At 59.4% G+C, this 14,047-nt stretch carries 14 protein-coding genes; 8 read left to right on the plus strand and 6 right to left on the minus strand.

The features are described from left to right. Positions 1-623 precede the first annotated feature (623 nt). The gene (gene trpS / locus C5687_RS15920) at positions 624-1,628 is read right to left on the minus strand and encodes a tryptophan--tRNA ligase (RefSeq protein ID WP_104557332.1); all 1,005 of its coding nucleotides are present in this window, start codon (positions 1,626-1,628) and stop codon (positions 624-626) included. Positions 1,629-1,827: 199 nt separating this feature from the next. On the opposite strand from trpS, the gene fosA reads away from it, so the two are divergent. Next, positions 1,828-2,253 carry a FosA/FosA2 family fosfomycin resistance glutathione transferase gene (gene fosA, locus C5687_RS15925; RefSeq protein WP_104557333.1) on the plus strand — a complete coding sequence of 142 codons (426 nt, stop codon included), beginning with the start codon at positions 1,828-1,830 and terminating at the stop codon, positions 2,251-2,253. Here the strand turns inward: fosA and C5687_RS15930 are convergent. Next, positions 2,239-3,246 carry a LacI family DNA-binding transcriptional regulator gene (locus C5687_RS15930; RefSeq protein ID WP_104557334.1) on the minus strand — a complete coding sequence of 336 codons (1,008 nt, stop codon included), beginning with the start codon at positions 3,244-3,246 and terminating at the stop codon, positions 2,239-2,241. The genes fosA and C5687_RS15930 overlap by 15 nt on opposite strands. Before the next feature lie 185 nt (positions 3,247-3,431). Here C5687_RS15930 and C5687_RS15935 point away from each other — a divergent pair, with 185 nt between their 5' ends. Next, entirely contained in the window at positions 3,432-4,520 is a 1,089-nt protein-coding gene (locus C5687_RS15935) for a cellulase family glycosylhydrolase (RefSeq protein ID WP_104557335.1), read from the plus strand. A 50-nt stretch (positions 4,521-4,570) separates the two neighbouring features. Continuing rightward, positions 4,571-5,965 carry an MFS transporter gene (locus tag C5687_RS15940; RefSeq protein ID WP_104557336.1) on the plus strand — a complete coding sequence of 465 codons (1,395 nt, stop codon included), beginning with the start codon at positions 4,571-4,573 and terminating at the stop codon, positions 5,963-5,965. 33 nt (positions 5,966-5,998) lie between these two features. Here the strand turns inward: C5687_RS15940 and C5687_RS15950 are convergent, their stop codons facing one another. Continuing rightward, a complete protein-coding gene (locus tag C5687_RS15950) occupies positions 5,999-6,385 on the minus strand; it encodes a VOC family protein (protein WP_104557338.1) in 387 nt (128 codons plus the stop codon). An 81-nt stretch (positions 6,386-6,466) separates the two neighbouring features. On the opposite strand from C5687_RS15950, the gene C5687_RS15955 reads away from it, so the two are divergent. The 3 genes from C5687_RS15955 to C5687_RS15965 all read left to right on the plus strand — a co-directional run bounded on the left by C5687_RS15955 (position 6,467) and on the right by C5687_RS15965 (position 9,160). After that, positions 6,467-7,237, plus strand: a complete 771-nt coding sequence (locus C5687_RS15955) for a DeoR/GlpR family DNA-binding transcription regulator (RefSeq protein WP_104557339.1) — start codon at positions 6,467-6,469, stop codon at positions 7,235-7,237. Positions 7,238-7,300: 63 nt separating this feature from the next. Next, positions 7,301-7,903: an ATP-dependent Clp protease proteolytic subunit gene (locus C5687_RS15960; RefSeq protein ID WP_024909504.1), complete on the plus strand. Its 603-nt coding sequence runs from the start codon at positions 7,301-7,303 to the stop codon at positions 7,901-7,903. Positions 7,904-8,038: 135 nt separating this feature from the next. After that, the gene (locus tag C5687_RS15965) at positions 8,039-9,160 is read left to right on the plus strand and encodes a ribosomal protein uL16 3-hydroxylase (RefSeq protein ID WP_104557340.1); all 1,122 of its coding nucleotides are present in this window, start codon (positions 8,039-8,041) and stop codon (positions 9,158-9,160) included. 93 nt (positions 9,161-9,253) lie between these two features. Here the strand turns inward: C5687_RS15965 and C5687_RS15970 are convergent, their stop codons facing one another. Beyond that, complete coding sequence (locus C5687_RS15970; RefSeq protein WP_095441771.1) at positions 9,254-10,672, minus strand: aminotransferase-like domain-containing protein; 1,419 nt, start codon at positions 10,670-10,672, stop codon at positions 9,254-9,256. Between the two features lie 176 nt (positions 10,673-10,848). Here C5687_RS15970 and C5687_RS15975 point away from each other — a divergent pair, with 176 nt between their 5' ends. Then, on the plus strand, positions 10,849-11,010 hold the full coding sequence (locus C5687_RS15975; RefSeq protein ID WP_059386776.1) for a DUF1127 domain-containing protein: 162 nt from the start codon (positions 10,849-10,851) through the stop codon (positions 11,008-11,010). A gap of 86 nt (positions 11,011-11,096) precedes the next feature. On the opposite strand, the gene pdxR is transcribed toward C5687_RS15975, so the two are convergent. Further along, on the minus strand, positions 11,097-12,485 hold the full coding sequence (pdxR, locus tag C5687_RS15980; protein ID WP_104557341.1) for a MocR-like pyridoxine biosynthesis transcription factor PdxR: 1,389 nt from the start codon (positions 12,483-12,485) through the stop codon (positions 11,097-11,099). A gap of 102 nt (positions 12,486-12,587) precedes the next feature. Here pdxR and C5687_RS15985 point away from each other — a divergent pair, with 102 nt between their 5' ends. Further along, complete coding sequence (locus C5687_RS15985) at positions 12,588-13,067, plus strand: carboxymuconolactone decarboxylase family protein (protein WP_014882392.1); 480 nt, start codon at positions 12,588-12,590, stop codon at positions 13,065-13,067. Here the strand turns inward: C5687_RS15985 and C5687_RS15990 are convergent. Beyond that, positions 13,054-13,956, minus strand: coding sequence for a LysR family transcriptional regulator (locus C5687_RS15990; protein WP_104557342.1), 903 nt, complete (start codon positions 13,954-13,956; stop codon positions 13,054-13,056). The genes C5687_RS15985 and C5687_RS15990 overlap by 14 nt on opposite strands. Positions 13,957-14,047 lie beyond the last annotated feature (91 nt).

Consider the following 14,047-nt stretch of genomic DNA (forward strand, 5'->3'; position numbering starts at 1 on the left):
TTAGCGCATGATGCGTGGAATGAACGTCCAACCTCTGGCTCTGCTGCTTAACGTTATATTGAACTTGCCCGCCAGCGTTTCGTATGCGCGGGCAGGAATTATCATAACTAATCTCTTTTCGTAAATGATGGCCTAAACATCATAAAAATAACCCACGCAAACATCCCAATAATCTTGATTGGCCAGGGTTCAAACACATTCAGACGCACAATTGCGCCAATCACTAATAGCGGACTTTCTACTCGTTGAGCTATCCCCCCTAAAATATGTAACTTATGAGGCAGTACCCGATTAAGTAATGTCGCTATAAGCTATGCACTACCCAATATGAGCATTATTGCGATTGTGCGATCCTCACAGTTATCAAAACTTATCAAACAAATGAGGCATGTAGCCAGTACATAACCACAAAATAATATATTTAACATGTAAATGATAAACTTGCTCATAGCATTTGCCGAGACGGTTGAAAAATAAAGAGTCTATGAATATAGCGCTCTTAACAGAATGACAAACGACGATGACTAATAATGCATTTAAGAATTTTTGCTCCTCGCTTATTTCCGCAATAATCAAGTTAGCGGCTTCATGCTAATTACACGCACTCCACCGCTAAATCGACTTTAACTAAACACCGGCACCCCCAGCCCCACCTTCACCTCCCGCAACGTCTCCTGCGTCACCCCCTGCGCCCGTTCGGTCCCGCGCTTCAGCATCGCCATCAACTCGCCCCTGTCACGCATATACATCGCCCTCCGCTCCCGCATCGGCGCAATCAGCTCCTGCAGGCACGCCTCCAGCTCGTTCTTGCACGCCCGGTCACCCAGCCCGCCTGCCTGATAGTGCGCCTTCATCGCCGCCACTTTCTCCTTGTCCGGATGAAACGCGTCGAGGTACGTAAACACCACGTTCCCCTCAATCTGCCCCGGGTCGCTCACCTTCAGGTGGTTCGGGTCGGTGTACATCGCACTCACCGCACGGTGAATCGTCTCTTCGCTGGCCGAAAGGTGCAGCGTGTTGCCCAGCGATTTCGACATCTTGGCGCTGCCGTCGATGCCGGGCAGGCGGCTGGTATCGCTCAGCATCGCCTTACAGTGGCGCAGCACCGGGGCGGGCAGCAGGCTATTCATCTTGTGCACAATCTCGTTGGTCTGCTCAATCATCGGCAGCTGGTCGTCGCCGACGGGCACGCACTCGGCCTTAAACGCGGTGATGTCCGCCGCCTGGCTGATGGGGTAGGCCATAAACCCGACCGGCAGCGAGCGGGCAAAGCCTTTCTGCGCAATCTCGTTCTTCACCGTCGGGTTACGCTCCACGCGGGCGACGGTGACGATGTTCATATACAGCATCGTCAGCTCGGCGAGGGCGGGCAGGGCGGACTGCAGGCAGATCGTGGTCAGGTTCGGGTCGATGCCCGCGGCGAGGTAGTCGGCCAGCACTTCGGGGATGTTGTCGCGGATCTTCTGCGGGTTGCTGCCGTTGTCGGTTAGCCCCTGCAGGTCGGCAATCAGCACAAACTGGTTGTGCGTCTGCTGCAGCGCCACGCGCTGGCGCAGCGATCCGACGAAGTGGCCGAGGTGCAGCGGGCCGGTTGGACGGTCGCCGGTGAGGATGGTTGGTATGTTCATAAAGACTCCTTAATGTGCAGTTGCCGAAAGGGGTCTTAGAAATGTGAAAGCCGCCTTTCGGCGGCTATCTGAAAATGGGAAAAACTACTCCGTGCCGCCTTTAAGAAGGCAGCCACCAGCGGTTTACGGTGAGCACGGCGTGGTTTATGTTCATCTCTTTACCGTACCACGTCCGGCGCGAAAAACAAAAGGGCACGTCATGCTGCAATCACTCAACCATCTGACCCTCGCGGTCAGCGACCTGCAAAAAAGCGTCACCTTCTGGCACGAGCTGCTGGGGCTTACGCTGCACGCCCGCTGGAATACCGGGGCCTATCTCACCTGTGGCGATCTGTGGGTCTGCCTGTCGTACGACGAGGCGCGCCAGTACGTGCCGCCGCAGGAGAGCGACTACACCCACTACGCGTTTACCGTGGCGGAAGCGGATTTTGAACCGTTCTCGCACAGGCTTGAGCAGGCGGGCGTCACCGTCTGGAAGCAGAACAAAAGCGAGGGGGCGTCGTTCTATTTTCTCGACCCGGACGGGCACAAGCTGGAGCTGCACGTGGGCAGCCTCGCCGCGCGGCTGGCGGCGTGCCGCGAGAAGCCCTACGCGGGGATGGTGTTTACCTCAGACGGGGCTTGAGGCGCGTACCTTCAGCCTGCCCGCCAGCGTCACGTGCGTGGCGGCATCTTCCTGATTGCACAGGTACTCCACCGCCAGCCGTCCCAGCTCGCTGTAAGGCAGCTGGATACTGGTCAGCGGCGGGGTGAGCTGCTCGGAGATCTTCTGGTCGTCGTAGCCCGCCAGCAGCATGTCCTGCGGGATGCTCACGCCGTTCACCGCCAGCGCCTGATAGCAGCCAATCGCCAGCCAGTCGCTGGCGCAGAAGATGGCGTCCGGGCGCTCGCCCAGCTCCAGCAGGGCAGTGGTGGCGGTAAAGGACTCGCTGAACTGCCAGTTGGTCTGGCGCACCAGGTCGTCGTCGCACGCGAGTCCGGCCTGCTGCAGCGCCGCCTGGTAGCCTGCCAGACGCTGGCGCGAGGCCTCCATCCAGCTCTCGCCGGTGATGTGGGCGATGCGTGTCGCCCCGCAGGCGATGAGGTGTTTAGTCACCTGGAAGGCGTTGGCGTAGTCGTCCGGGATAAACGACGGCAGCAGCGGCGAGCCGGGGTCGCGCTGGTTGAGCAGCACCAGCGGGATGCGGGTGCAGTCCTGGAATGCCGTCATGTCCACCAGCGTGGTGACCGGTGAGGCGAGGACAATCCCGATGCAGTTGCGCTTCTCCAGCTGGCGGATGATGTTCAGCGCCAGCTCGATGTCGTCGCCGTAGTCGTAAACGGTGAGCAGGGTCTCGTTGCGCCACGCCGCTTCCCGCGCCTGGCTGATGGCGTCGATAAACGGGTCGAAGCTTTGCATGGAGCTCACCAGCAGGGCGATCTCTTCCTGGTTGCGCGGGGCGTGAACGGCGGGGAGGCGGTCGTAGCCGAGCTCGGTAGCCACATTAATCACCCGCTGGCGGGTATCGTCGCTGAGCTTGATGTTGCGGGACTGGTTAAGCACCAGCGATACCGTCGCCTGCGACACCCCTGCCGCCCGCGCAATATCGTTCATCGTCACTTTCGTTTTTCGCTTCATCCGTCCTCTCCCTTTTGCGAATTCGCATCATACCCTAACCGCACGCTTACGCGCCGTCGATCACGTTTCTCATTCATCGAAGCGTGAACTTTGTGAGGGGCGTCGCTTTTCTTATCGCCGTGATTTGCGCATTTATCCTGCAGCTAATATTTATTAGCTAAATATTATCAGTAAGAGGACGCGTAATGAAAGAGCAGTGGAGCAGGGAGCAGGCACAGGCGTGGTATCAGCAAAAAGGCTGGCTGTGCGGGTTTAACTATCTGCCGTCGACGGCGGTGAACTGGACCGATATCTGGCAGGCAGAGACCTTCGATGCCGAAACCATCGAGCGCGAGCTGGGCTGGGCGGCGGATGCGGGTTACAACACCTTGCGCATCAACCTGCCGTTTATCGTCTGGGAGCACGACCGCGACGGGCTGATGGCGCGCATCGACCGCTTTTTGACGATTGCCGACGGCCGCGGTTTCAGCACCATGCTGACCCTGATGGACGACTGCGGCTTCTCCGGCGACGAGCCGTACCTCGGCCCGCAAAAGCCGCCCGTGCCGGGCAAGCACAACAGCCAGGCTGCGGCGAGCCCGGGGCGCGACAAGGTGTGCGATCCCGACTGCTGGCCGCAGATTGAGCGCTATATCCGCGACGTTATCCGCCAGTTTCGCGACGACAGGCGCGTGCTGCTGTGGGATCTCTACAACGAGCCGGGCAACCGCGGCATTTTCGCCACCGGCACGCAGGAAGTGCAGTACGACGCGAAGCTGGAGACCTGCGCCCACGCGCTGATGAAGCTGGCGTTCCAGTGGGTGCGTGAAGAAGATCCGACTCAGCCGCTCACCGTCTGCGCGTGGCGTCTGTCGCCGGAAGAGGAGGGCGAGACGTTCTTTCAGCATCCGCTGGACCAGACCGCGCTGGCGCTCTCGGACGTGGTGAGCTTCCACGCCTACACCCACACCGGGCGCATGACGGCGATTATTCAGCAACTGCAAAAGCTTGGTCGTCCGCTGTTCTGCACCGAATGGCTGGCGCGCCACGTGGGCAGCACCATCGAAGAGCAGCTTCCGCTGATGTACGCGGCGAAGGTCGCACCGTACCAGTGGGGTCTGGTGCGCGGCAAAACCCAGACGTGGCTGCCGTGGCCGGTGGTGATGAAGGAGTCCACGGACTACTGCCGCCTCTGGTTCCACGACGTGTTTGAGGAGAACGGCATTCCGTTCTCGCGCCGTGAAATCGCCCTGATGCAGCAGTTGCGCAAGATCGCCCCGCAGGCGCAGGACTAATAATATCGACCCGGCGGTCCACCGCCGGGCAACCAGGCAGGCATATAACAATGGCAACGACAATGAAAATACCGTCTCGCGAGTTGTGGTCTTATTTTGGTTATGGTTTAGGTCAGTGTTTTAGCTTTGGTTTAGTGGGTTCGTTTATTAACTATTTTTACACCGACGTGCTGGGGATCTCGGCGCTGGCGGCGAGCACCATCTTCCTGATTGCCCGCGCGTGGGACGCGGTTCACGATCCGCTTTTTGCCAGCATTATGGACACCATTAACAGCCGGTTCGGCAAGTTTCGCCACTTTTTGCTGATTGCGCCGCTGCTGATCACCGGCGTCACGCTGCTGTCGTTCTATAAAATCGAAGCGGACATGACCACCAAAATCCTCTACGCCGGGGTGACGTATATTCTATGGGGGACGCTGTACGCCATCTCCGATATCCCGTTCTGGTCGATGTCGTCGGTGATGACCAACGACTCCGGGCAGCGCACCCGCGCGGTGACGGCGGCGATGCTCGGGGTGAACGCCGGGATTGCCTGCGCCAACATCTTCTTCCCGAAGCTGGCGGGGTTCTTCGCCCAGTACAGCAACGACAAAGGCTACTTTATGGCGGCGCTGGTGATGATGCTGGTGGGCCTGCCGCTGATGCTTAACGGCTTTATGCAGATCAAAGAGCGCGTGCCGCCGAGCCCGGAAAAGGTGACCATCCGCGACACCTTCCACAACCTGCGCCAGAACAAGCCGCTGTTTATCGTCCTGCTGTCGTTCTTCTTCTGCGTGTTCCACAACGTGGCGGGTGGGCTCTACATCTACTTCTTTATCAACAACCTGGGCGACGGCAGCCTGCAGATGGCGATTGGCGTGATGGGGATCGTGGCGGCGGTGCTGTGCCTGGTCGCGCCGATGCTGACGCGCCGGATGCAGAAGCGGAAGCTGTTTATGATCCTCTGCGGGCTGGACGTGGCGGTGCGCGTGGTGATGTGGTTTGTCGGCTATCAGCAGGTGACAATGCTGTTTATTCTCCTCGGCCTGAGCACGCTGTTCGTGATGATGACCAACATTCTTACCTCGTCGATGATTGCCGACACCATCGAGTACGCGGAGTACCACACCCACAAGCGCTGCGCGGCGATCACTTTCTCCGGGCAGACCTTTACCGGCAAGATGTCGGTGGCGGTGGGCGGCGGGTTAATCGGTGTGTTTCTGACGATGATCGGCTACGTGCCGCAGGCGCAACTCCAGAGTGAAGGCGTGCTGTCGGGGTTGTTCTTCGGGATTTGCCTGCTGCCGGCGATAGGGTCGCTGATCCGCATGGGCTTTATGTCGCGCTTTACCTTTACCGAGGAGAAGCATGCGGAGATTTGTCGGCTGCTGGCGGAGCGGAACGCGTCTGCGAAAGCGCCGGGTGGCGGCTGCGCCTTACCCGGCCTACAGGACCAGCCCTTGTAGGCCTGATAAGCGAAGCACCATCAGGCTTCGCTTTTATGCACCGACCAGCTCAATGCGGTTGCCGTCCGGGTCAGCAATCACCGCTTCATAGAACCCGTCCCCGGTCATGCGCGGGGCGCTGAGCAGCGTGCCATTTGCCCGCGCCCGCTCTGCCATGCTGTCTACCTGCGCCCTGCTGCCGACGTTAATGGCGATATGCGCCCAGCCGATAAACTCCGGGTGCGCAGGGGCGCCGGGCAGGTCCGGCAGCGTCATCAGTTCAATGGTCGGCCCGTCATCCAGCGTAATAAAGTGGGATTCAAACCCCGGGCGGTTTTGACTGACGTAGCGTTCATTGCTGCGGCCGCCAAACGCCGTTTCCCAGAACTGAACCTGTGCCTCAAGGCTGCGGGTCCAGAGTGCGACATGTGCAATATTCATAATAACCCTCGTTGTGTGTAGTGCGCGGTTATGCAACATTATGCGCATTGATACTCGATTAGACTTTGTCAGGGACTTATTATGCTCGATTATGCTGCTTTTCCGGAACAACGACAAGCGCGGATCCGCCAGATCCTTCAGGAGAGTGGAAGGGTGGTCTGTACCGAGCTGGCGAGCCAGATGAACGTGTCCGAGCACACCATTCGCCGGGATTTACATGAGCTTTGCAAAGAAGGGATCTGTAAAAAGGTCTACGGCGGAGCGGTGCTTCAGCTGCCGGATGCCGGGAGTTTTTTCAGCCGCGAACAGAAAATAAGTGCAGAAAAGAACACAATCGCGCAGAAAGCAGCAGCACTGGTTATGCCAGGCGGCTGTATTTTTATCGACGCGGGCACGACCAACCTGGCGCTGGCGAAGGCCCTTCCGGCGGATCTCCGCGTTACGGTTGTTACCAACTCCCCGGCGATTGCCGCGGAGCTGCTGCAACATCCGCTGTGCGAGGTGATCGTCACTGGCGGGCAGGTCCAGCGAACCTCCGGCGGCGCGGTGGACGCCACGGCGGCAAGCCAGATCCAGGGGATTATCTTCGACCAGGCGTTTATCGGCGGCTGCGCGATGGACCCGGAGATGGGGCTTACCGGGTTTGATTTCGCCGACTGCGCGTTCAAAAAAGTCGTGATCGCCCAGAGTAACCAGACCATCGTGGCCCTGACCGCCAACAAGCTTCCCGGCGTGGCGCGCTATGTGGTGGCGACGAGCCGCGACATCGACGTGCTGGTGGTGGAAGAGAGAATGGAAAAGGGCGTTCTCGATGCGTTTGCGGCGCAGGACGTTCGCATTGTGTGCGCCTGAGGACTTTCACGGGTAAAAAAGGCTACACTCTGGTTTTGAGCGCTAATTGCTGAGGACATAACAATGCACTACACACTGAAAGAGAGCGACAAGGAAAAAGCGGAAGGGTCAAACGGCGCGGGCGCTCTGCAGCAAAAACTGCTGGAGTCCCGTTCGATTGTGATCTCCGGTGAGATTAACCAGGAGCTGGCGCAGAAAGTGATCACCCAGATGATCCTGCTGCAAAGCGTTAGCAACGATCCGATCAAGCTCTACATCAACAGCCAGGGCGGTCACGTGGAAGCGGGCGATACCATCCACGACTTTATCAAATTCATCCGCCCGGAAGTCCACGTTATCGGCACCGGCTGGGTGGCAAGCGCCGGGATCACCATCTTCCTGGCGGCGAAAAAAGAGCACCGCTACTCGCTGCCCAATACCCGTTTTATGATCCACCAGCCGCTGGGCGGCGTGCGCGGTCAGGCGACGGATATTGAGATCGAAGCGCGCGAAATCATCCGCATGCTGGATCGCGTGAATAAGCTGATCGCGGATGCTACCGGCCAGCCGCTGGAAAAAGTGAAAAAAGACACCGACCGCAACTTCTGGATGTCTCCGGCAGAAGCGCTGGACTACGGCATTGTGGGCAAACTGATTACCCATTATGACGAGCTGAAGCTGGATTAAGTTTTCGCGCCGTGTATGTGTCGGGTGGCGGCTACGCGTTACCCGACCTACACGCCCTCGTTTGACCCATGACAAGTTCCCCCTCTGCCTTCTTGCCTATAATCGCGCCTGTTTCCCCTCTCACTGGTGCTATCCATGGCGTATCAACTGAACCTGAACTGGCCGGAATTTCTTGAGAAATACTGGCAAAAACAACCCGTTGTACTGAAAAATGCCTTCCCGAATTTTGTCGACCCGATTACCCCGGACGAGCTGACAGGCCTGGCGATGGAGCCGGAAGTCGATAGCCGCCTGGTGAGCCATTTCAACGGCAAGTGGCAGGCCAGCAATGGTCCGTTTGAGCACTTTGACGATCTGGGCGAAACGGGCTGGTCGCTGCTGGCGCAGGCGGTGAACCACTGGCATATGCCTGCGGCGGAGCTGGTGCGTCCATTCCGCGTCCTGCCGGACTGGCGTCTGGATGACCTGATGATCTCTTTCTCCGTCCCCGGCGGCGGCGTGGGCCCGCATATCGATCAGTACGATGTTTTCATTATTCAGGGGATGGGCAGCCGCCGCTGGCGCGTGGGTGACAAGCTGCCGATGCGCCAGTTCTGCCCGCATCCGGCGCTGCTGCATGTGGATCCGTTCGAGCCAATCATCGACGAAGATCTGGCCCCGGGCGATATCCTCTACATTCCGCCTGGATTCCCGCACGACGGCTTTACCCATGAGACCGCGCTGAATTACTCCGTCGGCTTCCGTGGGCCAAACGGCCGGGATCTGATCAGCAGCTTCGCCGATTACGCGCTGGAAAACGATCTGGGGGGCGAGCACTACAGCGATCCGGATCTCACCTGTCGCGAACACCCGGGCCGCGTGGAGCAGTACGAGCTCGATCGCATTCGTCAGATGATGATCGAGATGATCAGCAAGCCGGATGATTTCACAAAATGGTTTGGCAGCTTTGTCTCCACGCCGCGTCACGAGCTGGATATCGCCGCCGCCGAACCGCCGTATTCTGCAGAAGAGGTGCTGGACGCGCTGCAGGGCGGCGAAACGCTGTCTCGCCTGAGCGGCCTGCGCGTGCTGAACATCAACGGCAGCTTCTTTATCAATAGCGAGCAGCTGGAGACGGTAGACGCGAAGGCGGCGGATGCGCTGTGCCGCTACACCGAACTCGGCCAGGCTGAACTGGGGGATGCCATGAACAACCCGGCGTTTGTCGAGGAGCTCACCGGGCTGATTAACCAGGGGTACTGGTACTTCGACGAGTAGTGCGGTCTGTCGCCCGGTGGCGCTGCGCTTACCGGGCCTACAACGGCGGTTTTCTCCCTCTCCCTGTGGGAGAGGGCCGGGGTTCAGGCCGCACTAGCCCTCCTCCATCGCAATCACAATCGCCTCGCCCATCTTCTTCAATGCCTCGCGATGCTTATCCGTTGGCGGCAGCGCCACGTTAATCCGCAGGCAGTTGCGGTACTTCCCGGAGGCGGAAAACAGCGACCCGGCCGCAGCCTGGATCTTTAGCCGACACAGCTGTTTGCTGACGCAGACCATATCCACGTTTTCCGGTAACTCAACCCACAGCAGGAAGCTCCCCTGCGGGCGCGTGACGCAAATCTCTGCCGGGAAATACTGCCGCACCCAGCAGGTGTAGGTTTCCATATTCTGCTGATAAATCTGGCGCATACGACGCACATGGCGATGATAATGGCCGTCGCGGATAAACGCCGCCACCGCCATCTGCGTGCCCGGCACGTTAAACCCGCCCGCGGCGTATTTCATGTGCATCACCCGGTCGTAGTAGCGTCCCGGAGCAATCCAGCCGACGCGCAGGCCCGGCGCCACGGTTTTGGTAAACGAGCTGCAGAGAAGGACGCGGCCGTCGATATCCATCGAATGAATGGTGCGCGGGCGCGGGTACTCTGCGGCCAGCTCGCCATAAATATCATCCTCAACAATCACGATATCGTGCCGCTGGGCGAGGGCTAAGACCTGTTTTTTTCGTGCTTCCGGCATGATAAACCCGAGCGGATTGTTGCAGTTGGGCACCAGAATCACCGCCTTGATTGGCCACTGCTCCAGCGCCAGCTCGAGCGCCTCGATGCTGATCCCGGTTTCAGAATCGGTGGGTATTTCAATCGCCTTGATGTCGAAGCCGCGCAGCATCTGCATGGTGCCGTGAAACGACGGTGACTCCACCGCCACGATATCCCCCGGTTTGCATACCGAGAGCAGGGCGATCGACAGCGCGCCGTGGCAGCCGTTGGTGATCACAATGTCGCTTGCCGATACGGTGGAGCCGCTGTCCAGCATCAGGCGGGCAATCTGCTCGCGCAGCTCCAGACGCCCGTCCAGCACGTCATAGCTTAGCATCTCGCCCGGGTTATGCTGCGCAATGCGGCTCATTTCGCGCCACAGGGGTTTCAGGCTCGGCTGGTTAATGTCCGGCGAACCGCCGCCGAAGGAGATCATCTCTTTGTCGGCGCGGGCATCCAGCAGCATCATCACCTCATCCCACTGGGTAACCTCCACCGGTCGCTGTACCGGGCGGGTCATTGCCGGGACGGGCGGCTGGGCCTTGCGCGGCGAGACAAAATAGCCGGAGCGCGGCTGAGGGGTGATCAGCTGGAGGTTTTCGAGGATCTGATAGGCCTGCTGTATGGTGCTGATACTCACGCCGTGTTCCTGGCTCAGCGCGCGTACCGACGGCAGACGTTCGCCGCTGCGATACAGCCCTTGTTCAATGCGTTCTGCCAGTAGATTGGCCAGATGTTGGTAGCGCGTCATGCTGTATCCTTTGTTTTCACCATACAGATTATTAAACCAGTACAGATTGATGGGCTAAATGCCATGCAGATACCGTTTTAGCGGATCTGTATGGTAAACAAAAGCAGTTTTTGAATCTGTATTGTACAGGCCGTTTTCCATGATGATAAGCCCACTGGCACAGCGAGGAGAGCATCATGGAATTCTACGAAAATCGTTCAAAACGTCCGTTTATTGTGTTTGTCTGGATCGCGAAAACGCTGCGTAACTGGTATCGCATCAACCGTACCCGTCGCATTCTGAGCCAGATGAGCGACGAGCAGCTCAAGGACGTTGGGTTGTCGCGTAATGATGTGTGATCCACGTCGTCGCCGGGTGGCGGCTGCGCCTTACCCGGCCTACTCGATCCCGTAGGCCCGGTAAGCGTAGCGCCACCGGGCGATTTTCAGCTCAACAGCTCAAGCGTCTGCCGTTTCGGCCTTTCCAGCAGCTCAACCGCCTCCTGATACGACCGCACGTTGTTATAGCCCATCACCAGCCCGTAGCGTTTGCCCGACCCGCGATACCACTCCGAAAGCGCATTAACCTGCAGCTGCTGTTCCTGCCAGCAGCGCGCCACGTCCTGGTCTGCGCTTCCTCTGGTGAGAAATGCCACGATATGCATCCCGCCATCGTTTTGCTCGGTGAAAAACAGATCGCCATACACCTCGCGCAGGGCGGAAATCATCCACTCCCGGCGGGTCTGATACAGGGCGCGCATCTTCTTCAGATGCCGGAAAAAATGGCCTTCATTGAGAAAGGTGGTGAGGATTTTTTGCGTCAGCACCGGCTGGCCGCTGGTGGTAATGTCCGCGCAGTCGGTAAAGGCCCCGATGGTGCTGGCGGGCATCACCACGTAGCCCATGCGCAGCGACGGCATAATGGTTTTACTGAAGGTGCCCATAAAGATCACCCGGTCGTGCCGATCGAGGCTTTTCAGCGACGGCAGAACCTTGCGGGTGTAGTGAAACTCCCCGTCGTAATCGTCTTCGATAATCCATGCGTCGTTCTGGCTGGCCCAGTCGAGCAACTGCTGTTTACGCGGCAAAGAGAGCGTGACCGCCAGCGGACTCTGGTGCGACGGGGTCACGATGGCAAAACGGGCGTCGCGATGGTGACGGAGCAGGTATTCCGTGTCGATGCCGTTGCGGTCGACCGGCACGGTGTGCAGGCGCGGCACGATCCGCTTGAGCAACTGCTGGCCCATAAAATAGCCCGGCTCTTCAAATACCACCTTGTCGCTGCGGCTGGCGAGGGTGTCGAGGATCAGGCGCAGGCTGCCGCTGTAGCCGCCGGTGATCAGCACCTGTTCGGCAGTGCAGGACAATCCGCGTGAGATGTTGAGATAGCGGGCGATGGCCTGACGCAGCGGATACCAGCCCAGCACCGGCGGGTTGAGCATCTCCTCCTGGCGCATGGAACGCGTCGCCTGGCCTGCCAGCAGCAGCCACTTTTTATAGGGGAAGCTGTCGAGGGAGGGGATGCCGGGACGCAGAAAACCTGCCCGCTCGCGCTGGCTGATAAGCGAGGCCGGAAGCCTGCCGGTGGCCTGTTCCGTCGGCGCAGGAGTGGCCGGCAGCAGGAGGTCCGGGTTGACCCGCGTGCCGCGCGCGCCCTGGCTTACCAGATACCCTTCCCCCGTCAGAATGGCATACGCCGTTTCGACGGTTTTACGCGCCACCTTCAGCTCTTCCGCCAGCACGCGGATGGCGGGCACCTTATCGCCCGGCTTCAGCACGCCGCGCGTGATGTTGTCGCGATAGCGGGAATAAATCTCGTAATAGCCCGGCTTCATGTCCTACCTCATTTCAAGCTTTTTGTATCTTTTTACTATGTCATGAACGGCGTAGATTTGCCTCATCGCATCACACATACCGTGTAAATCAGAGGAAAGACCATGAGCACTCGCGTCAACCATCACAAAGTCACACCTGCCCTCGCTAACGCGCTGTCTGCCCTGAGCATGGAGGTGGCGAAAACCTCCATCGACCCGGCGCTGAAGCACCTGATCGACATTCGCGTGTCGCAGCTGAACGGCTGTACGTTCTGCCTGGATATGCACTCGAAAGAGGCGAAAATCGCCGGCGAGCGCGAGCTGCGCCTCTACCATCTGGCGGCATGGCGCGAGTCTCCGCTGTTCAGCGCCCGTGAAAAAGCGGCGCTGGCCTTCACCGAAGCGCTGACCCAAATCGGCGTTCACGGCGTGAGCGATGCGCTCTACCGCAGCGTGGCGGAGCACTTCTCAGACGTAGAGATTTCAGAGCTGAACTTTGCCATCGTGGCGATCAACGCCTGGAACCGTCTGGGGATCACATCCCGCATGGCGCCGGGCTCGCTGGACGCGGCTTACGGGCTGAATAAGGCTAACCTGGAATAATTCCGCGCTCGCGGATCATCGCCACCAGCGCCCGCAACCCCGGCGGGACGTGGCGATGGCCAGGATAGTACAGGCGCAGCCCGGCAAACGGCTGTGCCCAGTCGTTTAAAACGCTCACCAGCTCCCCGCTTTTCAGCTCTTCCCGGATATAGAGTTCCGGTAAAAAACCAACCCCTAGCCCTGCTTTCACGGCGCGGATCGAGGCGAAGAGATCGGAGGTGGCAAAGCGCGGCGGCACGGCCAGCGCGTACGTTTCACCCCGACGGGCCAGCTCCCAGCGGTAGATCCCGCCGTGGGCCATCCGCATGCCGATCCCCTGGTGCTGCAGCAGATCGTCCGGCGTCTCGGGTATGCCGTGACGGGCGAAGTAGTCCGGCGTGGCGGTGACAAGCTGGCGGATCTCGCCGGTTAGCGGCACGGCGATCATGTCCTGCGGGACGGACTCTTCAAGACGGATCCCCGCGTCATAGCCTTCCGCAACGATATCGATCATCCTCGCTTCACTCACCGTTTCCACGCGCATTTTCGGGTAGCGGATCATGAAGTCGATCAGCAGCTGGTCCAGAAACAGGGTGCCAATATTGTTCGGCACGTTGAGGCGCAGCGTCCCGGCAGGTTCCCCGGTGTCGCTGTGGATCTCTTCCCCGGCGAGACGGATCTCCTGCAGGGCCGGGCCAATTCGCGCCACATAGCGTTGCCCGGCGTCGGTGAGGGCCACGCTGCGGGTGGTGCGGTTAAAAAGGCGCGTTTCAAGGCGGCTCTCCAGCCCGGCGATGGCGTTGCTGACCGCGGTGGCGGACATCCCCAGCTCCTGCGCCGCGCCGCGAAAGCTGCCGCGCCGCACCACCGCCATCACCACTTCCAGCTCTGTCAGACCTGAACGATGCATAGATTATCCTGAAAATCGAAACAACCCTTGCAGCATAGCGTGGATTATCGCAACGGAGAAGCCGTGCCAGACTGGACCCACACAACCTGAG

Origin of the sequence: Enterobacter sichuanensis (assembly GCF_002939185.1) — a bacterium.
GTDB lineage: Bacteria > Pseudomonadota > Gammaproteobacteria > Enterobacterales > Enterobacteriaceae > Enterobacter > Enterobacter sichuanensis.